This is a genomic window from Rahnella sp. 1L-D-7-B-C2 (assembly GCF_057290995.1).
Genome location: NZ_JBXAVQ010000009.1, coordinates 148,847 through 169,499 on the forward strand (window position 1 = coordinate 148,847; position 20,653 = coordinate 169,499).

General features: G+C 48.4%; 23 protein-coding genes and 1 pseudogene. 11 read left to right on the top strand and 13 right to left on the bottom strand.

Annotation, left to right across the window (positions count from 1 at the left end; genetic code table 11):
- Positions 1-5: 5 nt before the first annotated feature.
- Positions 6-1,289, bottom strand: a complete 1,284-nt coding sequence (locus AC0Z7K_RS15915) for an HAAAP family serine/threonine permease (RefSeq protein ID WP_413527742.1) — start codon at positions 1,287-1,289, stop codon at positions 6-8.
- A 661-nt stretch (positions 1,290-1,950) separates the two neighbouring features.
- Between AC0Z7K_RS15915 and yfiR the strand changes: the two genes are divergently transcribed.
- Genes yfiR through yfiB form a run of 3 tightly spaced genes read left to right on the top strand, consistent with a single transcriptional unit; the run spans position 1,951 to position 4,259 of the window.
- Positions 1,951-2,463 carry a regulatory sequestration protein YfiR gene (yfiR, locus tag AC0Z7K_RS15920; RefSeq protein ID WP_485615141.1) on the top strand — a complete coding sequence of 171 codons (513 nt, stop codon included), beginning with the start codon at positions 1,951-1,953 and terminating at the stop codon, positions 2,461-2,463.
- Between the two features lie 2 nt (positions 2,464-2,465).
- Positions 2,466-3,746 carry a diguanylate cyclase DgcN/YfiN gene (gene dgcN, locus AC0Z7K_RS15925; protein ID WP_485615142.1) on the top strand — a complete coding sequence of 427 codons (1,281 nt, stop codon included), beginning with the start codon at positions 2,466-2,468 and terminating at the stop codon, positions 3,744-3,746.
- A 15-nt stretch (positions 3,747-3,761) separates the two neighbouring features.
- Positions 3,762-4,259, top strand: coding sequence for an outer membrane lipoprotein YfiB (yfiB, locus tag AC0Z7K_RS15930; RefSeq protein WP_413527739.1), 498 nt, complete (start codon positions 3,762-3,764; stop codon positions 4,257-4,259).
- A gap of 48 nt (positions 4,260-4,307) precedes the next feature.
- Here yfiB and AC0Z7K_RS15935 read toward each other — a convergent pair whose 3' ends face one another.
- Positions 4,308-5,180: a LysR family transcriptional regulator gene (locus AC0Z7K_RS15935; protein ID WP_485615143.1), complete on the bottom strand. Its 873-nt coding sequence runs from the start codon at positions 5,178-5,180 to the stop codon at positions 4,308-4,310.
- Between the two features lie 103 nt (positions 5,181-5,283).
- Here AC0Z7K_RS15935 and budA point away from each other — a divergent pair, with 103 nt between their 5' ends.
- Together budA and alsS are read left to right on the top strand one after the other, a co-directional pair.
- Positions 5,284-6,066, top strand: coding sequence for an acetolactate decarboxylase (gene budA / locus AC0Z7K_RS15940; protein WP_413527737.1), 783 nt, complete (start codon positions 5,284-5,286; stop codon positions 6,064-6,066).
- Positions 6,067-6,094: 28 nt separating this feature from the next.
- Complete coding sequence (gene alsS, locus AC0Z7K_RS15945) at positions 6,095-7,771, top strand: acetolactate synthase AlsS (protein WP_485615144.1); 1,677 nt, start codon at positions 6,095-6,097, stop codon at positions 7,769-7,771.
- 185 nt (positions 7,772-7,956) lie between these two features.
- Here the strand turns inward: alsS and AC0Z7K_RS15950 are convergent, their stop codons facing one another.
- On the bottom strand, positions 7,957-8,781 hold the full coding sequence (locus AC0Z7K_RS15950; RefSeq protein ID WP_485615145.1) for an HNH endonuclease: 825 nt from the start codon (positions 8,779-8,781) through the stop codon (positions 7,957-7,959).
- Between the two features lie 600 nt (positions 8,782-9,381).
- Here AC0Z7K_RS15950 and AC0Z7K_RS15955 point away from each other — a divergent pair.
- From AC0Z7K_RS15955 to AC0Z7K_RS15965, 3 genes are all read left to right on the top strand, one after another.
- Positions 9,382-9,714 (top strand): hypothetical protein, encoded by a 333-nt coding sequence (locus AC0Z7K_RS15955; RefSeq protein ID WP_485615146.1) that lies wholly within the window; start codon positions 9,382-9,384, stop codon positions 9,712-9,714.
- 367 nt (positions 9,715-10,081) lie between these two features.
- Entirely contained in the window at positions 10,082-10,711 is a 630-nt protein-coding gene (locus AC0Z7K_RS15960) for an ECs1377 family protein (protein WP_485615147.1), read from the top strand.
- 16 nt (positions 10,712-10,727) lie between these two features.
- Complete coding sequence (locus AC0Z7K_RS15965; protein WP_485615148.1) at positions 10,728-11,072, top strand: DUF1294 domain-containing protein; 345 nt, start codon at positions 10,728-10,730, stop codon at positions 11,070-11,072.
- Between the two features lie 283 nt (positions 11,073-11,355).
- Here AC0Z7K_RS15965 and AC0Z7K_RS15970 read toward each other — a convergent pair.
- The 10 genes and pseudogenes from AC0Z7K_RS15970 to AC0Z7K_RS16015 form a co-directional block, all read right to left on the bottom strand.
- Positions 11,356-12,192 (bottom strand): annotated as a pseudogene (locus AC0Z7K_RS15970) (DUF4942 domain-containing protein).
- A gap of 113 nt (positions 12,193-12,305) precedes the next feature.
- Positions 12,306-12,626 carry a TA system toxin CbtA family protein gene (locus AC0Z7K_RS15975; protein WP_485615149.1) on the bottom strand — a complete coding sequence of 107 codons (321 nt, stop codon included), beginning with the start codon at positions 12,624-12,626 and terminating at the stop codon, positions 12,306-12,308.
- Between the two features lie 36 nt (positions 12,627-12,662).
- Positions 12,663-12,986, bottom strand: coding sequence for a type IV toxin-antitoxin system YeeU family antitoxin (locus AC0Z7K_RS15980; protein ID WP_154151199.1), 324 nt, complete (start codon positions 12,984-12,986; stop codon positions 12,663-12,665).
- A gap of 12 nt (positions 12,987-12,998) precedes the next feature.
- A complete protein-coding gene (radC, locus tag AC0Z7K_RS15985) occupies positions 12,999-13,469 on the bottom strand; it encodes a RadC family protein (protein ID WP_050116125.1) in 471 nt (156 codons plus the stop codon).
- A 69-nt stretch (positions 13,470-13,538) separates the two neighbouring features.
- Positions 13,539-14,360, bottom strand: a complete 822-nt coding sequence (locus AC0Z7K_RS15990) for a DUF932 domain-containing protein (RefSeq protein WP_485615150.1) — start codon at positions 14,358-14,360, stop codon at positions 13,539-13,541.
- A gap of 74 nt (positions 14,361-14,434) precedes the next feature.
- Positions 14,435-14,863, bottom strand: a complete 429-nt coding sequence (locus tag AC0Z7K_RS15995; protein WP_485615151.1) for a hypothetical protein — start codon at positions 14,861-14,863, stop codon at positions 14,435-14,437.
- Between the two features lie 35 nt (positions 14,864-14,898).
- Entirely contained in the window at positions 14,899-15,078 is a 180-nt protein-coding gene (locus AC0Z7K_RS16000; protein WP_485615152.1) for a hypothetical protein, read from the bottom strand.
- A 53-nt stretch (positions 15,079-15,131) separates the two neighbouring features.
- Positions 15,132-15,935, bottom strand: a complete 804-nt coding sequence (locus AC0Z7K_RS16005) for a hypothetical protein (RefSeq protein ID WP_485615153.1) — start codon at positions 15,933-15,935, stop codon at positions 15,132-15,134.
- Between the two features lie 19 nt (positions 15,936-15,954).
- Positions 15,955-16,389 carry a hypothetical protein gene (locus AC0Z7K_RS16010; protein ID WP_485615154.1) on the bottom strand — a complete coding sequence of 145 codons (435 nt, stop codon included), beginning with the start codon at positions 16,387-16,389 and terminating at the stop codon, positions 15,955-15,957.
- Positions 16,390-16,700: 311 nt separating this feature from the next.
- A complete protein-coding gene (locus tag AC0Z7K_RS16015; RefSeq protein WP_485615155.1) occupies positions 16,701-18,002 on the bottom strand; it encodes a hypothetical protein in 1,302 nt (433 codons plus the stop codon).
- A 393-nt stretch (positions 18,003-18,395) separates the two neighbouring features.
- On the opposite strand from AC0Z7K_RS16015, the gene AC0Z7K_RS16020 reads away from it, so the two are divergent.
- The 3 genes from AC0Z7K_RS16020 to AC0Z7K_RS16030 all read left to right on the top strand — a co-directional run bounded on the left by AC0Z7K_RS16020 (position 18,396) and on the right by AC0Z7K_RS16030 (position 20,451).
- Positions 18,396-18,599, top strand: coding sequence for a helix-turn-helix transcriptional regulator (locus tag AC0Z7K_RS16020; protein WP_485615156.1), 204 nt, complete (start codon positions 18,396-18,398; stop codon positions 18,597-18,599).
- Between the two features lie 330 nt (positions 18,600-18,929).
- Positions 18,930-19,961, top strand: a complete 1,032-nt coding sequence (locus AC0Z7K_RS16025; RefSeq protein ID WP_485615157.1) for a YagK/YfjJ domain-containing protein — start codon at positions 18,930-18,932, stop codon at positions 19,959-19,961.
- Positions 19,962-20,058: 97 nt separating this feature from the next.
- On the top strand, positions 20,059-20,451 hold the full coding sequence (locus AC0Z7K_RS16030) for a putative zinc ribbon protein (protein WP_485615175.1): 393 nt from the start codon (positions 20,059-20,061) through the stop codon (positions 20,449-20,451).
- Positions 20,452-20,653 lie beyond the last annotated feature (202 nt).

Consider the following 20,653-nt stretch of genomic DNA (forward strand, 5'->3'; position numbering starts at 1 on the left):
ATTAATTAACCGATCAGGCTGAATACAATCGCTGACATAGCAATCAGACCCATAATTACCACGAAGACATTACTGATGTGGCCGCTGTATTTTCTCATCGCCGGTACTTTGCGAATGGCATACATAGGCATCAGGAATAATAACATCGCAATAATCGGTCCACCGAGGGTTTCAATCATACCCAGAATACTTGGATTCAGAGTAGCAACCGCCCAGGCCGTGACTAACATGAAAATACCGGTATAACGGTTCAGCTTAGGTAATGGAATCGTTTTCCCTTTGCTGCGCAGCGATTTAATCACCATGCCGTTGAAACCTTCACGCGCGCCAAGATAATGGCCGAGGAAAGATTTGGTAATCGCGATAAAAGCAATAAACGGTGCGATATATTCAATAACCGGGTTAGAGAAATGGTTAGCTAAATAAGACAGAATAGAAACGTTCTGCGCTTTAGCTTCCATCAGGTCTGCCGGAGACAGGCTCAGGACGCAGCTGAAGACGAAGAACATCACCGTCAGCACCATCATGATGTGGCTAAATGCCAGAATGCGTGAGCATTTTTTCTCAGCGTCGTCGCCGTACTCTTTGCGTTTCGCGACCGCGAAAGAAGAGATAATTGGCGAGTGGTTGAAGGAGAACACCATTACCGGAATAACCAGCCACAAGGTCATCAGCATGCCGTGCCCTACGCCGTTACCGGACAAAGAGACATTTTCGAAGACCGTGGTGTTCCAGTTTGGGATCAGGTACAGCGCCAGCGCCATTAATACGGCGACGAACGGGAAGACCAAAATACTCATCGCTTTGACGATCAGATCCTGACCGAAATGCACCAGCGTCATTAAGCCTAGCAACAGCACCAGAGAAAGAATGGCGCGAGGTGGCGCAGTCATGTGCATCTGGTGAGTAATAAAGCTCTCAACGGTGTTAGTAATCGCGACGCTATACACCAGAAGAATCGGGTAAATGGCGAAGAAATAAAGCAGAGTAATTAACTTACCGGCGGAAATACCAAAATGTTCTTCTACAACTTCGGTAATATCTTCACCGGCATTTTTCCCGGATAAAACAAATCGGGTTAATCCGCGGTGAGCGAAAAACGTCATTGGGAATGCGAGAATTGCCATAATAATTAACGGTATTAACCCGCCAATACCGGCATTAATAGGTAAGAATAGAACCCCTGCACCAATTGCCGTTCCGTACAGACCTAACATCCACATGGTGTCAGTTTTACGCCAGGAACTTACTGACTGTTTAGACAGCGTTCCGATAGTTGTGTTATCCATAATCCCTCATTACTTAATTATAAAATATTTCATTCCCCAGAATGGTTGATGTTTTTTCACTGCACCCGTCATCAAAAAAACCATCCTGACGGATAAAACATACCATTAATGCGGGCATGATACCTATCCGTAGCATAAAAATCTGGGTAACCGCCTGAGATTGAGATCATGGTCACGAATATCCTAAAATAGCCGCTTAATATTCCTTTAAATTCCAATCCATTAACATTTTCACTAATTTAATTTCATGAAAAAGAGAGACCGGTAACATTATTCTTTAGTAATAAATTGTTATCCCCGTGATTATTATTTAATTAACGGTCGAAATACAAACAGGTTGGTTTTTTTATCCACTTCCGCCCCGAGACTCGTTGCTCAATAAAACAACAGCGCGAATTCTTATTACATTAATACTTCTTCAGTTTCCCGCGCAGAGCCTGGATCCGTGTCAACAAAACGCCACAAATTTGTGCTGCAACAAGGGGAAAAATTTTTTACTGACGCTTTCAGAACTATTGCCGATAAAGTTATTCTTATGCCGGTGAAACAATTTCAACCGGATGAAACGCAGAGCGAGCCAATGGGAAAAGCCCGACATTCTTTTTGCCTGTCAGTGAAGACGCACACCCGCTCGTTATTTCGGGCTGCGTACGGCTTTGCCATGCTCATGCTTCTGCTGATAGCCCCGCTGACCCCAAGCGCCGCGCAAACTTATAATGATATGGCGCCAGATTCGAGCGTTGCCCAAACCGTCAACGGCATCCTCAGTTATTCCCGCTGGCCGCCGGGGCAAGCCACTTCCACCGCGCTGCGGCTGTGCATCATTCCGCCAGTGAAATATGCTGCGCAACTCACGCCCGACGGCAGTGCCTTCTCCGGCAGGCCGCTCAACGTGATGACTTACCCTTTCGACAGCCCGATGCTGGCGACGCAGTGTGACGCCATTTACTCGGGTAACACCACGCCGGAGCAGCAGGCCGATTTACATCAGCGGCTGGACGGCCATGCAGTTCTGACTATTGGAGAACAGGATGACGCCTGTGCATTGCTCAATGCATTTTGTCTGGTGATCACCGCCCAACATACCGGATTCAAATTAAATCTGGATACGCTGTCACGCAGCGGCGTGCGGGTAAATCCCGCCGTATTACAACTTGCCAGGGAAAAGGAGTGACCATGGAAAATAATATTCCTGTTCCTGACGTAGAACAGCCACGCCAGCGCAAGACGCTGGGCGCTGCGCTGAACCGCATCCATGTGATTGTGATTTTGACGGCGATCGGACTGGCGGGATTTTTGCTGACAATGCTGGCACTGCTGGCACTGCGTTCACACGCAGAAAGCAATCTACAACTCACCGCGCGGGCGATCAGTTACACCACCGAAGCCGCGCTGGTGTTCAACGACGCCTCCGCCGCGCACGATTCGCTGGTGTTTATCGCCGGCCGTGGCGATTTCGCGCAGGCTAAAATTCTGACCCCGGCGGGTAACACCTTCGCAGAATGGCAGCGTCCGGTAGAAGGCAACTGGGACAAACTCGGGCAGTTCGTCGGCCATCTCGCCTTCCCCGATCCGGTCACGCTGCCGGTGATCCACTCCGGTTCAGTGATAGGTACCGTATGGCTCACCGGTAACGGCACCAGCCTGCTTGGCTTCCTGCTGGAAACGGTGCTCAGCCTGCTCGGCTGTCTGGTGCTGACTGCGCTGGTCGCGCTCTATTTCTCCCGAAGGATGCAAAAAGGCATCGTCGACGCACTCGGCCATATTACACGCGTGACGCATGAAGTGAGCGCTAACCGTTCGTTCACTTTGCGCGTGCCTTCCGCGCCGATTGCCGAGCTGCACACGCTCAGTCAGGACTTCAACAGCCTGCTGACCGAGCTGGAGGCCTGGGAAAATCACATGAAAAACGAGAACGTTTCGCTGACCAAAAAGGCGTTGCACGACGGCCTGACGGGTTTGCATAATCGCGCGTTCTTTATAGATACCCTGAATCAGTGTTTCAATCCGATGCGTCCGCCGCTGTCACTGGCGCTGCTGTTTATTGATGTCGATAACTTTAAAGAGATTAACGACTCGCTGGGCCATGCCGCGGGTGACCGCGTACTGATGGTGATTGGCGAACGGCTGTCGAAAATCCTGCGTGAAGGCGACGTGCTGGCGCGCCTTGGCGGCGATGAGTTCGCCATTCTGCTCGATCCGATGATCTCTACGGCGGAGTCGGTGGCCTTTGCCGAACGCATTGTCGAGATCATGAAAACGCCGGTGATATTACTCAACAACAAAACGCTGGATGTTTCACTGAGTATTGGTATCGCGCTGTCGCCTTCACAGGCAAACAGCGCTAAAGAGTTACTGGAAAAGGCCGATGAGGCTATGTACCGCTCGAAAAAAATATCCGGCAGTTGCTGGCATGTCTCAACCGGTATGCCGCTGACCGTCGTGACGAAAGACTAAATGGAGTTTACCCCGATGCATCCGTATAAAACGTTTAAAACCTGGTACCAGTTCGCCGCGATGGGACTGTGCATTTTACTGCTGGCCGCCTGTCAGACCAAACCCGCCGGACTGACCCCGGAACAGATCGCCGTGCTGCAAAAAAATGGCTTCACCCAGACTGCTTCCGGCTGGGAACTGGGCCTGGATGCGAAAGTACTGTTCGGGAACAATCAGGCCAGACTGTCACCTGAAAGTGAACAGACCGTGGAAAAACTGGCGAACGAGCTGATGCACGTCGGCCTGACCAAAGTGAACCTCGACGGCCATACCGATAACTACGGCGACGCCAGCTACAACAACGATCTTTCATTACGCCGCGCCAATACCGTCGCCGACGCCTTTGCGAAGGCAGGCATGCCACGCGCCAATATTCACACCCGTGGATTAGGCCAGAGCCAGCCGGTTGCCAGCAATAAAACACAGGAAGGCCGCGCGCAGAATCGCCGTGTGTCTGTGATTATTGTCGTATAGATAGCGTCATGTGATGAATGTGGGGTGATAAAACACTTTTCGCCCCTTTTATAACAACCCCACTAGATGCAGCGCGGCCTTGCAGTTATCCGTGCGACGCCAGGCCAGGGCGATTTGCGTCGTCAGTGTTTGCCCGGCAAGGGGCAGACAGCGCACATTATTCTCATCAATCTTACTCAATGAAGCAGGCACCAGCGCGTAGCCAAAACCTGTCGCCACCATGCTCAGCGAGGACGTAATTTGCGGACACTGCTGACCGAAGCGCGGCGAGAACCCGGCCTCTTCGCAGGCCTGAGTGACGGCATCGTACAGCCCCGGCGATAAGTCGCGCGGGAAGGTAATCAGATTATCATGCCGCAGCGCTGCCAGCCTGACATCTTTACCCTGACTGAGCGGATGTGTTTTCGGCAGTGCCACCATCATTTCTTCGATATCCATCACCTTAAAACTGAACGCTTTGCTGCGCTCGCACGGCAGGCGGATAAACGCCACGTCGAGTACACCTTCGCCCAGCGCCGTCATCAGCCCGGCCATATCCTTTTCCTGCGGCTCCATCACCATGCCCGGATATTTATCCCGAAAGCGGTGCAGCAGGGCAAATACTTGCGGGTTAAATGCGGTCGAGTTCGCAAAGCCGATGCGCAGCGTGCCGTTCATGCCACGCGCCACCGCACGGGTACGCTCGAGGGCGGCATCGGTGAGTTTGATGATGTTCAGTGCGTCGTCGTACAGCACTTTTCCGGCTTCGGTCAGCTCGACGCCGCGGGTCAGGCGTTTGAGTAAAGGGGTTCCGATTTCATGTTCAAGCCGCTGTATTTGCTGGCTAAGAGGAGGCTGGGAGATGCCCAGTTGTTCGGCAGCACGGGTGAAGTGTCCCGTCTCTGCCACCGCGACAAAATAGCGCAGATGACGAAGTTCCATATCAAAAACGTCTCAAAGTGAACACCTCCTCATATTGGAACTCCGGGCGGAATGGCGTCAACCTTTAGTTAGCTAAGTTAACCATTCCACTGCGGAGCTCTGCATGAAAAACCATTCTGATTCCTGTTCCTGCGTCGCCGATATCGCCCGTACGGCCACGGCGTTTAAGCAACAGCATCCTGAGCGCGTGCTCTATCAATCTTCGCTGATGAGCGCCCTGCTGAGCGGCGTGTACGAAGGTGAGACCACCATGGCCGATCTGCTCAAACACGGTGATTTCGGTCTCGGCACCTTTAATCATCTCGACGGCGAGCTGATTGCGTTCAACAACAACATCTTCCAGCTGCGCGGCGACGGCACCGCACGACGCGCCAGCCCGGATCAAAAAACGCCGTTCGCCGTGATGACATTTTTCAATCCTACAAATGAATACCGCATCGATCGCCCGCACAGCCGCGAGCAGATCCATAAGGTGATCGACAACGTAGTCGCCAGCCAGAACACTTTCTGCGCGCTGCGCATCGACGGGACGTTCAGCCGCGTCGAGACCCGCACAGTGCCCGAACAACACCGCCCTTATAAACCGATGCTCGAAGCCATCGAAGCCCAACCGACCTACCACATCGAACACAGTCAGGGCGTGCTGATTGGCTTTCTGACCCCGGCGTATATGCAGGGCATCAACGTCGCGGGATATCACGAACACTTTATTAATCAGGAACGCAGCAGCGGCGGGCACGTGCTGGATTATCAGGTCGAGAGCGGCACGCTGACGTTTGGCTCGGTCGAAAAACTGCTGATCGACTTCCCGCAGGACAGCGATTTCCTGCACGCCAATTTATGCCCGGACGATTTGAACGACGCCATCCAGTCTGTTGAAAGCTAATCACCGTACATCGCGAAGGAGTGACAACATGAAAAATTCAGACAGTAAAACCGAATGGAACTGCGGTGCAGATCTGGTGGTCGCACAGCTTGAAGCGCAGGGCGTTAAACACGTCTTCGGCATTCCCGGCGCCAAAATCGACCGCGTTTTCGACTCCCTGCTCGACTCCACTATCACGCTGGTCCCGGTGCGCCACGAAGCCAACGCCGCCTTTATGGCCGGAGCCGTCGGCCGCCTGACCGGCAAAGCGGGCGTCGCGCTGGTCACCTCCGGCCCCGGTTGTTCGAACCTGATCACCGGTGTCGCCACCGCGACTTCAGAAGGCGATCCGCTGGTGGCCCTCGGCGGCGCGGTGAAACGCGCAGATCATGTGAAACAGGTTCACCAGACCATGGACACCGTGGCGATGTTCCGCCCGGTCACCAAGTATTCCGCCGAAGTCACCTCCCCTTCGGCGCTGGCCGAAGTGCTGGCAAACGGCTTTCGCGCCGCCGAGTTTGGTCGCCCCGGTGCGGCCTTCATCAGCCTGCCAATGGACATCGTCAACGAACCGGCTAGCGGTAAACTCCTGACCTCACAGGCGCCGGTACTGGGCAGCGCGCCGCACGATGCCATCTTGCAGGTCGCGCGCCTTTTGCAGCAGGCCAAAAATCCGGTGCTGTTGCTCGGCCTGATGGCCAGCCAGCCGCGTAACGCCGAGGCCATCCGCCGGTTGCTGCATAAAAGCGATCTGCCGGTCACCAGCACCTATCAGGCCGCAGGGGTTATCGACCAGGCGTCATTCCACCGTTTCGCCGGCCGCGTCGGTCTGTTCAACAATCAGGCCGGTGACCGCCTGCTGCGCAACGCCGATCTGGTGATCACCATCGGTTACAGCCCGGTCGAGTACGAACCGGCGCAGTGGAGTAACGACAACGCCGAGCTGGTTCACATCGACGTGGTACCCGCCGAGACCGACAGTGACTATCTGCCGGACGTCGAGCTGGTGGGCGACATCGCCGATACGCTGGATTTGCTGACCGAACAAATTCACCAGCGTATCGATCTCAGCCCGGCGTCGATCGATATTCTGGAAGACCGCCGCCAGCAGCGCGCGCTGTTAGACCAGAAAGGCCGCAGCCTGAACCAGTTTGCGATCCACCCGCTGCGCCTGGTGCGCGCGATGCAGGATATCGTCAACAGCGACGTCACGCTTTGCGTCGATATGGGCAGTTTCCACATCTGGATCGCCCGCTACCTTTACAGCTTCCGCGCGCGTCAGGTGCTGATTTCCAACGGCCAGCAGACCATGGGCGTCGCCCTGCCGTGGGCGATTGGCGCGGCGCTGGTCGATCCTGGCCGCAAAGTGGTGTCAGTTTCCGGCGACGGCGGATTTATGCAATCGAGCATGGAGCTGGAAACCGCCGTCCGCCTCGGGGTGAATCTGCTGCATATCATCTGGGTCGATGAGGCCTACAACATGGTGGCGATTCAGGAACAGAAAAAATACCAACGCACCTCCGGCATCCAGTTCGGCCCGATAGATTTCAAAGCCTACGCCGACGCCTTCGGCGCGAAAGGTTTTGCCGTCACCTCCGCCGACACGCTGGAAAGCACCCTGCGCGCCGCCATGGACGTACAAGGCCCCGCCGTCGTCGCCGTACCGGTGGACTACAGTGATAATGCGTTGCTGATGGGACAGTTGAATTTGGGGGAGATGTTTTAGGGCGGAGGCGCAGAGATGTCAGCCGCGGTGAAAACAGGCAGATCGTAAAGACGCCGTAAAATCATCCCTGATGGCTCGAACCGCGCCATCCATGGCGCTGACGCTTTACTCTTCTGCCTATTTTCACCTTCGGGGATTGGATTATTGAAGCTTTATAGCCATCTGAAACAATCTAATCAAAGAGTTTATTTATTGGTAGCAATCATGATTTTTAGATCTTCGATTGTCAGTGTCCGGTCTTTTTTACGATGAATGACTCCGTGACAGTTGGCACATACGGGAACGAGATCGGTTTTAGGATTAACATTCTTTGAACCGCCAAACTCGGATACCGGTACAACGTGATGAATATGGATAAAGTCTTTCGCATACTCACCGTAAAAATCACCAAAATTAAAACCGCAGGCAAAACAGGTAGTCCCATGAAGGCTTTTGGCCAGTTTTTTTAGATTTTGGTCTCTCTCATAAATCGTGACAAACTTAGAGGATTTCTTCCCTTCCTCATAAGAGACCAAGGATTCTTCGTCAGTTTCCTTTTCAATATGAACATCTTCATTTTTGATATCACTAATGATCAGAAGTGGTTCTGATGTTGCTGCAGCCACGGCGATATCTGCGAAGACCTCTTTGGAAATAGGACGAACACTCGGCCGCCAATAGTTTGATTTTTGTTGTTCTGGGATGTTTTCGTAATATCCAACATCCTTCTTGGCGATGACAGCATGATCGAATTTTTGAAAATCGATCAAAGTGGCATAGAGATGACCATTTTCATCCGGTGTAATTTCTTTAATGCGCCCAATACCAAAGTAATGTGGCGAATCGGATAAACGTTTTGAAGAATATTGCCGATTCTCAGACTTCAACTTTCCTTTGTAGTACACAAAACGCATTCCTGCTTTGATATGTCTTCTGTACATTTTGGGGAAATGATATCGAACCCCAGTTTCATCGTCCCACTTCGAAACATCGTTCTCTGCAAGAACGACGCACATCTCTTGGTCCATCATCTATCGATACCCGTTACTTGAATCAATAGGTTTGAAGTATAAGGCGATCGTGGGTTCACACAACTAATGCATTTGGAGTTTGGATGGTTAGATCACACTGACTGTAAAATTAATCCTTAAGATGATGAACTTATAAAGTGATGTCGAGTTTGTCGTCACATTTACGACAATACCCCGCTGGAACTGGAAGAGATCGTCGATCACTGCCGTGCACTGTCTTATGCGATTGTGACGCTTGATAATCCGCAGGCGAAAGACCTGCTGAGCTATATTCTTTGTGAACTGCTGGAAGTGCTGAATCAGGCGCTGGCGCATTAATCACAGATTGTTGTAAATACAAGCGAGCGCAGGCGCGCTGGCTTAATGACGCTTTATCTACATACTTTCCATTCATAGTTTCCCCCTTCCCGTTCGCGCTGACATTGGGTAAAGCTCACTCCCTACACAAATTTTGCGAGATACCTTCCATTTTTCACAACAAAATACTGTAAATACATACAGGTTATTTCTTTGGTGCATCAACAGGGATAGAGTCACTTCGCAGCGGCAACATCCCTGCCGGAAATGGGATTTCAACTCACTGACAATGGAATGATCATCATGACTGATACAGACAACACCGCTTTTACCGCCAACTCCATCACCGTATTCCGCTCACTCATTGCCGAGCTGGATTTGGGCAACTTCGCTGAAGCGCAACTTTACGATCTCGGTGCGCTGGCCACTGAATCCGCCGAAGGACTGTGCCAGGAATTGCTATGCCTGAGCGAAGGGCTGGAGAACTGCGAGACGCTGCCGCCGGAAGGCATCGCGCAGGTTAGTGGGTATTTGAAGGCCTCAGCCCACCTCATCCCTGCGCTGTTTGAATTGTGTGAGAAGGCCAATAATGGTCTGGCGAAAACCAGAAAGATTACGGCTTATCCGATGTACTGAGTTGACGGCGATATCCTGCATCAGATTGCGCGCCGCCGGGCTGATGCCTCCAGGCTGGAAGAAGCTGTGGATCACACCAAGATAGCGCCGGGCGCTGCAACTAACGCCCTGTTCAGCCTGGCGGTTAACAGCGCCTCACCTTCATCACACAGCAGATCGTATCCGGCTGTAATGAGATGAACCGGCGGCAGACCTGAGAAATGTCGCTCAGCAACAGGTCACTTGCTGAGCTCATAATCTTTGCAGTAACACTTATGGCTATCGGCGGAGACGATGGCACCCCACATCAGATAATAATGCACTTTCTGCTGAGACGTTCCGTGGTTACACTGGCCAGCGAGCGTACGGGGCAACGGAGAGAAATGCTGTGGTGAAGCGCATTGATTATCAAATCGAAAAGTACGTTTTTTCAGACATCGGGGAGTCGCCCCGTATTACCCGTCAATGGGCGGAAGTCGCCGGGGAATGTTTGCAGCAAAAAGCTGGAAGTGAAGAACGCCTGCGAATTGCCCTGCTTAATGTCGATTACGTCACCAGCTTTGAACTTCCTTTTCGTCTGTTGCTCATCCGCTCTCCCCAGTTAATTGACCGCCTGCGGGAAGAGCTATCTATTAACCAGAAATCCGTGACGATTAACGGCAAGAATCGTGGTTGTGTTTACAGCCTGACAACCGATCTCAGCAAAGCCCCTGACTCGTTTCGTTATCGCTTTTCAAACCGCATTCAGCGGGTAGAACCTTCGGGCCCCACGGCGGCACCTTATCTGGAAATTGCCAAACAGACCAAAGAACCCCGCGAGCGTCTCCGGTTAGCCCTGGCCGCCGGCTTGGAGATCAATGCGCTGGATGGTCTTTTCTGGCTGAGTATTCAGCGTATCGCCGCCGATGTGTCGGTACTGAGAAAAGCGGGCATGGTTATAGTCACATCTGAAATAGAAGTCTTTGATACCCTGACGGGAACGGTAAGGCGTATTTCATCGTACAGACTGAAGGCGTAGATACTCGGGCAATTATATGAATTTTAAGCAGTTTAGTTATCTTCTTTTGGCATTGGCCGCAATTGGCAGTGCATGCTTACCTCACCCGTTTGTGATGTGGTTTTTAATCATCAACCTTCTCACACTGGCTTTATACGGTGTAGACAAAAGGGCCGCCAGTAAAGCCAGACACAGAATACCGGAATTTACCTTACTGCTATTTGGTTTTGTGGGTGGCTGGATTGGCGCAATTTTCGGCCAGCAGCTGTTTCGGCATAAAACGCAAAAGCAGCCGTTTAAAACTTACTTCGCCATCACTGTGGTGTTGAATCTTATGATCGTAGTAGCTGGGTGTTGGCTGAATTTATATTTAAGGGAATAAAGGGGGGAAAATTCAGCTATCGCGGGGACTGGATTTTAGACATAAAAAAAGACCTCAGTTGAGGTCTATTTACATACTAATGGTGCGAAGGCCGGACTCGCCAAATCAACCTAAACAACTGAATTAAATAAATATAAAATTAGTTAATATTACTTTGTATACTCACTTGTATACTCAATCAATTTCAATTAGCAAACATTAAAAATCAATGAGTTAGATCAAGTGTTATATTCCCAGTTTTAAGCCGTTTTTACCAGCAAAGAGCCTATTTAAAATGGCCACATCATCTAGGTTTAGCTAACATTCCTGGATAGTTTTTAGCGATGATATCGTTCATCATCTCAATCAACTCTTGGCGCTTAAAGGTCAAGTGCGCAGTACCCTTTTGAAAATAACGAATGCTGAAGAACTCATCTTCGTAAACGTCCTTAGCCGGATTATCACGAATATGCTCCATCAATCTGGTAGAGATATCACCCCGGTTGTCAGGGATGTGTTTACCATCCAGCAGAAACAGCATTCGCTCCAGATCCGCCAGTTGATCCCGACGCCAGCCCCAGTTCAGACTAAATCCCCAGCGGTTATGCGTAACCAGATTGTTGACGATGATCTTTTTACCAAAGCTACAGGGACTATTGGTTTTATAATCCCACGACAGACCTTTGAAGACATTGATGATGCCACGTTCAAAAACGTCCATTTTGTTCAGATGTAACTGCTCAAAGGTGCTGAGGATATTCGCCTCGCTGATAGCAGGAAGATCGCCCTCCTCCAGGTTCTTATGCCAATGGTCGCGAGTCTGTGCATCCATCAAGGCCATCATGCCGGACTTCAGCATCAGGTCTCGCCAGATGCTGCGATCTATATTGCAGGTGACGGCAGGCATCGCTTTATCCACCGTTTCAGTCAGCCAACTATCGTAGCGGTGCCCGGATTTCATCGCCCTGTCTTGCGCCGTACCACCACCAATTTCTGAAGTTAGCCGTGAAATGGTATCAAGCTGCTGAATAAGTTGTTATATCTGTTTCAGTGCGGCATCGCGGCCAGTGACCACACGTTCGATATTGGTCGAAAGGATAAGTTCGTTGTGATCTGTTAACACGTCGGGTTCTGTTTGCATCGTTAATCGTCCATAAAAGCAAACACGCCTGCCGGAAGTGGCAGGCGCATTATGCGATGAATAAAAAAGGTGGGAAGTTCAGAGGTAAAAATCAGGAATTAGGCTCGAAGAATTTAAGTATTCATTAATCCGGTAGCTCGCCTTGCTCTGAGAATGTCGGTAGCAGTCAGGAATGGCGTCTGCTCTTGCCATGTGAACCCTTTACGGTCAGTGCGTATCAGTTCATAGCGTTCCATCAGGAAATTTATCGCATCAGCCAGCGTTATTCCCGCTTCAATATGCTCCAGGATTGCTGCATCGTCATGGAATGGTGTGTCGTTAAGTGTGAGGTCGTAATGGTGCTCTAAAAGATACGTTAACAGTTGCTGCCAGACCTGAACGGGCGACAGACGTGACGAAACCGGCACCGTGGCCGGTACAGTTGAAATTTGCATGATTGAAGTCCTGATAAAAGAAGAAGAGATGAGGTGTTACTGGGCTGGATAAATTGAAATGTAAACGTAGCCGCAACTTGCACGGGTATCAGCTACACAGGTTAATCCGGCAAGGTGAACCTTCACCTGATGTTGCCAACGAGGATTGAGCTTGCCGGAACGCAGCATATTTTCCAGTTGTGCGATAAACAGAGAGAAAGTTTGTTCCAGTTTCTGTAATTGCTCTGGACTAAAGCTCCCCGTCAAACCGGCTCTGTCAGCGAGGTAATGTAGGCGATTGCCTTCCTGAACTAATCTGGCTCCAAAGCGAGGGGTGATATCGCTTTGTAACCCCCACTCATGGGATGGTGTAAATGGCATGAAAATCTCCGTTCAAAGCAAACCACGCTCGGCAAAAGAAACCACTTCGTTCCCGACTACGAGATGATCCAGCACTCGCACTTCCACCAGTGCCAACGCTTTTACGATCCGCTGGGTGATATGTTTATCCTGCTGGCTGATTTCTGTCGTACCCGATGGATGGTTGTGAGCCAGAATTACAGCAGCTGCATTGTGCTTCAGGGCTGACTTCACCACTTCACGTGGATGCACTTCGGTATGACTGAGCGTGCCGGTAAACAATGTTTCTCGTTCCAGCAGGCAGTGTTGATTGTCGAGATACATCACGATGAAGGCCTCACGCTCCAGGTGAGCCATCTGAAGTTGCAGCCAGGTTTTAGTGACGCTGGTGGAGATAAATGGCTCACTGGGTTGACGCTGATACTTCTCCAGCAGTCGAAGCGCGCGGCGAATAATACGCTGCTCGTTTGCTGGAAATACTGGTGATAAATTGAGTGCTGACATAAGTGTTCCTTAAAGCAAAAGGCCCTGCCGAGTTACCTATAGGGCCTGAGGAAGTAGTGGTAAAAAGGTTCATGAAGCCAGTTGCAGCATATTCTCAGCCATCACCCACAAAGCGCGATTGAGCTTCACGTCACCGTCGATACCTTTAACAGCGCGAGTATGAGCGCGTTTACCCTGAGTTGTTCGCCCTGACAACCCACCTTTAATCAGGTTTTCCTGAATACGCTGGTAAGTGGTCCACAGGTCATTACTCTCATCCTGCCAGCGACGCGGGGAAAGTATCTGCGATTCCGTCACCGGTTGATGCTCTTCACCAAAGCGATAGGTTAATGCTGCTTTCGCCATCGCCTGCTGCGCGGGTGGTGGTAACATCAGCGACTGCATGGCATCGCGCTTCTCCTCTACCCGGTCAAATATCCCCAGTACTTCGTAAGCCCCTTCAATGACTTTCTCCACCACGTTACCTTTATGCGGCACGCGTACTTCCCCAAACGACTCACCACAAATCAAACCATTCTGACAAACTGAACGAAATAATCCCGGTAGCATCTGGTATGAACTGGAGCCGTCATGGCTGTTAAGGAGGATGATTTCGGGCACCTGTTTGCCAGTAATCTGGCCTTCGCGACGCAGGCGCAGCATGTGTTTGGTGTGCTCTCGCTTGCTCTGGTCCCGAACTCGGGTCTGGCAGGCAAAGAATGGCTGGAAGCCTTCGCGTTGTAGGTTATCGAGCAGGGAAATAGTCGGGATATAGGTGTACCTGTCACTGCGGGATTCATGTTTATCTTCGCTGAAGATACTCGGCACATAGTGTGCCAGTTCGTCACGGGTTAACGGGCGGTCGCGGCGAACAAGATTGACTGAGCCGAAGCGGCTGGCTAAACGGGTCATAAAAACTCCTGTAGAAAATGGGCATAAAAAAGGCCACCCCGGAGGATGGCCCTGTCTGTTATTAATGAGTCTGATTAGGTCGCTGATGGTAACGTGGGTTCCAGGGCTGGCGGCACTGGTTCTGCAGAGCCGTGCCTTTCGGCCCGGTAGAGCTGTAGTTGCGCCAGTAGTGGGGCTTTCCGTGACTGGAGATAACCCAGGCACCATTCCCTTCTGACAACCAGTCTGACTGGTACAGGCAGAAGCTCATAAGCCTTACTGAACACTGACTCAATAAACGCATCATCACTGAGTTTATCTTCAGCAATGTTCAGCAAGCCGTTGATAACGATAATATCGAGCAATCGCTTATATCGGGTAGTACGAGATTCTGGCGTTTCCGTCATTTGCTCACTGACCTTTTCTTCAACACGCTCAACCGGGTCATCAGTGGAGGAGACATTTCGCCGCATACTGAATTTCTCTTTCAGTCCTTTGAGTTTCCCCTGGGTATTTTCAGACATATTGTTTTTATCCTCTGAGCACTCAGAAAGAGAGATTAGGCAAGTGTGGCGAGTTTTTTAATGATGCGAATCAGACTCAGTGTGGTGAGACTGGATCCCAGTGCTTTAACCGCAACAGAATGGCTACGCATCAGCGTGACACCAGCGACACTCAGCACTAGCGGCCAGGTGCAGTCTGCTACTTGCGGTGATTCCTGATGTATTTTTGTTTTCATTTCAATCTCCCTGAACTGACAATTCGTGATGAACATGAAGCCATATGGAACAGCTATTTATAGCCATTAGGAAGCCAGTTTCCCTGTTTGCGAATATCCGTAATGATATCTCCGTACCTCACTGAAATTGTACGAGCGTGCGGCTCTTCACTTGAGGCATTTCCGTAGGTATAACCGACTGACATTGTGAGTGCTTCACCCGTCGTGGTAGTGAGATCAGCTTCATATGCCGCTTCGGTATTTTGTTTGCGGATGAAACGCACGGTATTAATGGCACGACAACGCTGACTACTTTTGGCATGTTCAAAGGAGTTATCCGCCATCTGGCAACCTTCAGATTTAATTTCATCCGTCAGGCTTGTCGAAGCATTAAAGTTTTTAGGAGCAGGAACGAAATTCGCCATATCACTTCGCATTGTTGGAGAATCTGTTTGAAGCACAAGATAAACAGGACAATCTGATTTTCCGACTTGACAGGCTTTTGCGACGTAATCACGTACCAGCCAGCCTTTATTGCCGAAATACTCAGCACCGCTCTCGTCTTTACATTGTGACCACGTGGCTTTTTGTCCCATCATCACGCCGTCTACCAGGACGCAGGTGACGGCTTTTACAGGCTTCCCGTCCCAGCGAACGGTGTCAAAGGGTTGAATGCCGGTATGATTCACATCAAGCGTATAAGCCTGCGGGTTCTTCGCTATCCGGTCATTTGCCTGTTTCAGTTGATTACTGCCTTCCTGAGTCAGAAAGAAAGTATAGCGTTCGGGATGTATGTCGCCGTGAATTGTCATTGCAGACGAGACCAAAGGAATAAACAGTGCTGCGGAGCTGAGAGATAAAATAACGAGTTTACGCATAAGGTTTCCTTTCAGTTTATTAATGATTAATACAGTCCTGCCAGGTGGCATCAGCCAGCGCATCATTCAGCCCTTTGGCGATGAATTTTTTAGAGATAGGGGCATTCATAGAAGTCATTTTTATTACGTCTTTTTCACTTGTCGCTTTTAGCGCAGTAAAGGCCGTTTCATCCAGAGGATGGTTCGTACCATTGATACTGACTCCAGGTTCAGAAAGCCCTGTTTGTGACGAGACGCGGTAATCCTCCGCAGGTACGCTGTAAGCAGCAGCCAGCTTTCCGGTTGTGCAGGTCAGTGTGAGCACTTCACCTGCCGTATTCTGCGTATTGAGTTCAAACTCCATGGCACTGATGTTGCCGTACCAGTCACCCCATTGCTGGTCACCCTGTATGGCGATGGCACTGTGGCTAAGCAGCAGTAATCCAGCCAGAATTGCATGATAGTTTCTGAGCATTTAGCTTCCTTTCTTGATGATTTAAATACAAAAAAGCCCGCTTCCGTTTTAAGGGAAGCAGGCTGATCGTATTCATTAAATGAGGCAGCGGATAATCGTTAATACAGATCAGTTTTCAGAAATTGATCGTTATAATCTATCGCGACAACGATCAATAAAGACTAATTGATAGTTTTAAACTATCCATGAGTGTGTATCGATCGGTGAAGTAGATCAGTTGGTTAGAGCAACCCCGGCATATCTTTACCGGAGTTGTTCAGATAGGTGATATAGACTTGAAAAAAAATACAACTATTCTGTTCATCAATAGCTTAATCCTTATCCCCTTCTGTCATCTTCCTTTTCATCATTGAGCTCAGACTAATCATCTCAAATTCCTTATAAGTCGCTGGCTTTTTCTTTTTTGAATATTTTTGACGAAGGTGCTGAGATGTTTTTTCTATTTCTTGAGATAACAAACTACCTTGTGCTCTGTTATGAGGATGAATTGACTGAAGGACTTCAGATTCTATTGTGCGCTTCTGATTACAATCAACTGGAATAGAATACTCGTTTTCTTTAGGATCATATTGAATTAATGAATCCTTATTTGTATTAAGTTTACAAAATTCATCTGCAAGATAAGAATCCGTGTAATCAGTCAAATTGATCCCCAGGGAAACATCTGGTGCCGATTCTGATACTGGAGAACCTATACTTATATGCACCCTGTTTTTCTTTTTCCGTGCGTTAGCTGAGGTTCTATAGACATGTACCTCCCATGCTTTTCTAAATCTCTGAATAAATCGCTCATCTTTCACGAAGTTGAAAATGTGAGAGAATTTTACCGCCATGTATTTCTCATAGCTACCTGATGGTCTTAGCATAGACAGCATATTTTTTTCTGTTATGGAAGGGGCATTTAAGATATCGGATAAGGAACCATCAGGCATTTTTTTCCTTGTATTCATTCCACTTCTGTCTTTTTTTATATAATCCCATGCCCACTCACATTTTTTCTTATCTCTTGGAGAGAGAGGGAACTCCTTGCTCAAATGATAAAAATGTTCCCATTGAGTTCTAATATGATGCATCAAATTTAATTTAGATCGAATGCTCGCAGGAGCCCGATCAAAAAAATCTTCAATCGCGACTATACGCTCTTTGTTATCTACCGGAAAAGTAGTTAGCTGTAGTTTGTTATACATAAAATCATGTTTCCCGGCAGGATAGTTTTCATTCCTTAACTTAGAAACCACCTTCAGGTCCGGCTGCAGTAATGCATTGCAATCATGAACCATGCTTCTTATATATAGCCATGTGAAATAACACGCATCAGAAGATTTCTTTATCCATGAAAACTCACTGGGTGATAACTGGAGTGACTTGAAAAAATCAAAAGACAAGGAGTAAACACTCTTTGTTTCCTTGTCTTTTATTAGTATCAAAGCTTGGTTGATTGCAAGGGATGCAATCCTTACATCTCGCCCAAAAATATCACTTTCGCTATATATTCCCTTAACCTCTGAGAGTTTATTAACTAAAACCGCAATATCTCTAGCAGAGAGGTACCATAGAAAAAGTCGCAGATCTCTTTTGTTATTAATTATTATACTGTGAAGCGACCCACTCATTATTTTCTCCTTTCTGAACATCACTTCCACTTAACCATTCTCTATTTTAATAGCTAGTGATCAACGTAGTCAAAAAAATCGTGTTTTTGATAGTTAAAAATGTAGTGTCTTTATCACTCAAAAACCCTTTCATTACTGGGATTATATCAGATTTTAGGATACTAAAATCGGTCAGCACTCTATCCCCCATAAAACTAGTTCCATGATAATGAAGCGCGCGCTGCCGGAGGAGCATAAACAGTATGTTAAGGTTATTGGAAGTACTCTTTTATACATGTGAAGTATTCCATCTTTCAAAAAACATTCGGTCAAGAAAGTAAAGCTGTACATATATGACCTATGACATGAAAGGATGCCACCCGGTGTCCTCCTGATACATTTCCGGAGACTTTCATGAGCATGATTGATATTCACAACGATAAATTCGTAGATATGGTTTTCATTACTAAAATGACCGAACTGTCTGATAAGTGGTTTTACAAAATGATACAGGAAGGGAAATTCCCTAAACCTGTTAAATTTGGCCGTAGCTCTCGTTGGCTTGAACGTGAAGTAAAAGAATGGTTAGAAGCCCGCATTAATGACTCAAGAGCATAAAAGGCAACTAAAGATAGTGATAAAATGATCACTAACTTCACACCATGCTTTTATACTGTCATGCCTTATCGCACATGGGCTTGATATGATTTATATAGTCGGTTTATTTATTATTGTATTTAACGCATATTAAATCACCAAACAATACTACCCCATATAAACACTTTATACCCACCTCATTGCAGCGTCATACGCTTACACTTTGTTATCACACAGACACTATCTCTGATATCACTATTCATCGTGAACATCAGACAAAGACACGCATCTAATAAACACACTAATAAATTACCATTCAGCAATGGCTGACTGGCTTCAGAGAAATACATTATGAACTTACCAGAATCATTCCTGTTATCTCATGCTGAATATCACATTGAGAATAACACTCCCTATATCACCATATCCGATGACAATGAATTTAGATTCAGATTAGAACAACTTGATAGTTGCCTTAAAACTATCAGCAAAAGATGTAAGTTACCTTTCACTATTTTGTATAACCGGTCAGGCTATAAAGAGAGTGCAGAGTCAGCCATCATCCTTGATGCAATCCGTTATCTTAATATACTTCCTCAAGAAGCAATGGAATTAAGAATAGCTAATCCACGCATTGCGACATTCCAGCGTTTATTTGACAACGCTGATTTATATGCCCGTATCCATAACGGGAAAATAGTGGGAGCAGATACCATTACCACGGCAGAGATGCTGAACAAGCTGGTACAGGATTACCGATCCGCTGTGAGTCAGGCAGGGTTTAAACAGGCGTACAGAAAGTACCAACGGGCTTCGGTTAAAAACTTTAAAGGAGTGATGAATTACATCGGACACCTGCAGGAGCGTCATTCCCGGCTGCTGGTTCTCCGTGTTGATTTATCATGGGCAAATGAGCATAAAGCTGATATCACAGCTGATGACGCCCGTAAGAACCGTCAGCAACTGTTTCGCAATATGCAAAAGAATCCATTGTTTCGCCATGTTCTCGGGACAGTGTGGAAACTGGAATATGCGCCACAGCGTAAATTTCATTACCACATGCTATTCATCTTAAATGGAAATAAGGCACAACAGGATGGCACGATTGCTCATACTTTTGGTGAATACTGGAAAAACACCATCACTAAAGGTAGAGGCATCTACTACAACTGCAACGCTAACAAAGCGCGTTATGAGGACTGCTGCCTCGGCAAACTGAAACGCGGTGACAGTAGTAAAGACAAGGGGTTGCTTCAGGCGCTAAGTTACATCACTAAAATCGATGCCTGCGCCCGGCTGGTTCTCCCTGGAAATGCTAGGACCTTTGGTCGCGGAGAGGTACGTTCATTGAAAAACAGGAAGAGAACAAAAAGAAGCCGGTAAATCTAACCCGCTGTACCAGACGCTAATACTTCCTTCATCTTCTATCCACAAAGCCAGCTAACCATGCTGGCTTTTTTCATTTATTCCGGAGTTAATGATGAGTTACTTCGTCTTAGCCACTCACGCCGTCACCGTACATGGTGAATGGGTTACACCAGAATCTGTTCAACAGGTTGATTTTGAATCATTGCATTGTGTTTACTGCAAACTGCAGATCGGTGTTCAGTTTGATCCTCTGACATCAACACGAACGTTCGTGCACCTGCCAGTGCATATCAGCCATGTTGCTCGGCTTAAAACATGTCTATTTAACAAGCACCAGACAGTACCAAAGCAAACCTCACGACAAACCATACCACTTCCAGGAAAGCGTCTTCGACCTGCTAACACAACTATACGGCAATGGCGATGTTGTTGGTGCGAAACCAGCTGGTATGGAGAGAAGAGATGTCCTCAATGTGCTGACTGGATTTATGCAACCGATGCGTAAAGGCTGTATCGATTGCTTTGTGCCAGAAACAGATGCTCTCCCAAACATCCCTCGACCATGAGCGGCCATTATTTTACTACTGTTTTCTGTCTAGTCATTGCCTGCTAGTGATCGACGGCTACGACATCTTTCGGAAACCTCTGAATGCCTCTATGATAGTAGCCAGGGTGACGTCGTGACGGAATTCCTCAATGAAATGTTA

Excerpts from the sequence above, each read along its gene's own strand:
- AC0Z7K_RS15915 (WP_413527742.1), bottom strand. The coding sequence starts at position 1,289 with ATGGATAACACAACTATCGGAACGCTGTCTAAACAGTCAGTAAGTTCC.
- yfiR (WP_485615141.1), top strand. The coding sequence starts at position 1,951 with ATGCTCATGCTTCTGCTGATAGCCCCGCTGACCCCAAGCGCCGCGCAA.
- dgcN (WP_485615142.1), top strand. The coding sequence starts at position 2,466 with ATGGAAAATAATATTCCTGTTCCTGACGTAGAACAGCCACGCCAGCGC.
- yfiB (WP_413527739.1), top strand. The coding sequence starts at position 3,762 with ATGCATCCGTATAAAACGTTTAAAACCTGGTACCAGTTCGCCGCGATG.
- AC0Z7K_RS15935 (WP_485615143.1), bottom strand. The coding sequence starts at position 5,180 with ATGGAACTTCGTCATCTGCGCTATTTTGTCGCGGTGGCAGAGACGGGA.
- budA (WP_413527737.1), top strand. The coding sequence starts at position 5,284 with ATGAAAAACCATTCTGATTCCTGTTCCTGCGTCGCCGATATCGCCCGT.
- alsS (WP_485615144.1), top strand. The coding sequence starts at position 6,095 with ATGAAAAATTCAGACAGTAAAACCGAATGGAACTGCGGTGCAGATCTG.
- AC0Z7K_RS15950 (WP_485615145.1), bottom strand. The coding sequence starts at position 8,781 with ATGATGGACCAAGAGATGTGCGTCGTTCTTGCAGAGAACGATGTTTCG.
- AC0Z7K_RS15955 (WP_485615146.1), top strand. The coding sequence starts at position 9,382 with ATGACTGATACAGACAACACCGCTTTTACCGCCAACTCCATCACCGTA.
- AC0Z7K_RS15965 (WP_485615148.1), top strand. The coding sequence starts at position 10,728 with ATGAATTTTAAGCAGTTTAGTTATCTTCTTTTGGCATTGGCCGCAATT.
- AC0Z7K_RS15975 (WP_485615149.1), bottom strand. The coding sequence starts at position 12,626 with ATGCAAATTTCAACTGTACCGGCCACGGTGCCGGTTTCGTCACGTCTG.
- AC0Z7K_RS15980 (WP_154151199.1), bottom strand. The coding sequence starts at position 12,986 with ATGCCATTTACACCATCCCATGAGTGGGGGTTACAAAGCGATATCACC.
- radC (WP_050116125.1), bottom strand. The coding sequence starts at position 13,469 with ATGTCAGCACTCAATTTATCACCAGTATTTCCAGCAAACGAGCAGCGT.
- AC0Z7K_RS15990 (WP_485615150.1), bottom strand. The coding sequence starts at position 14,360 with ATGACCCGTTTAGCCAGCCGCTTCGGCTCAGTCAATCTTGTTCGCCGC.
- AC0Z7K_RS15995 (WP_485615151.1), bottom strand. The coding sequence starts at position 14,863 with ATGTCTGAAAATACCCAGGGGAAACTCAAAGGACTGAAAGAGAAATTC.
- AC0Z7K_RS16000 (WP_485615152.1), bottom strand. The coding sequence starts at position 15,078 with ATGAAAACAAAAATACATCAGGAATCACCGCAAGTAGCAGACTGCACC.
- AC0Z7K_RS16005 (WP_485615153.1), bottom strand. The coding sequence starts at position 15,935 with ATGCGTAAACTCGTTATTTTATCTCTCAGCTCCGCAGCACTGTTTATT.
- AC0Z7K_RS16010 (WP_485615154.1), bottom strand. The coding sequence starts at position 16,389 with ATGCTCAGAAACTATCATGCAATTCTGGCTGGATTACTGCTGCTTAGC.
- AC0Z7K_RS16015 (WP_485615155.1), bottom strand. The coding sequence starts at position 18,002 with ATGAGTGGGTCGCTTCACAGTATAATAATTAATAACAAAAGAGATCTG.
- AC0Z7K_RS16020 (WP_485615156.1), top strand. The coding sequence starts at position 18,396 with ATGAGCATGATTGATATTCACAACGATAAATTCGTAGATATGGTTTTC.
- AC0Z7K_RS16025 (WP_485615157.1), top strand. The coding sequence starts at position 18,930 with ATGAACTTACCAGAATCATTCCTGTTATCTCATGCTGAATATCACATT.
- AC0Z7K_RS16030 (WP_485615175.1), top strand. The coding sequence starts at position 20,059 with ATGAGTTACTTCGTCTTAGCCACTCACGCCGTCACCGTACATGGTGAA.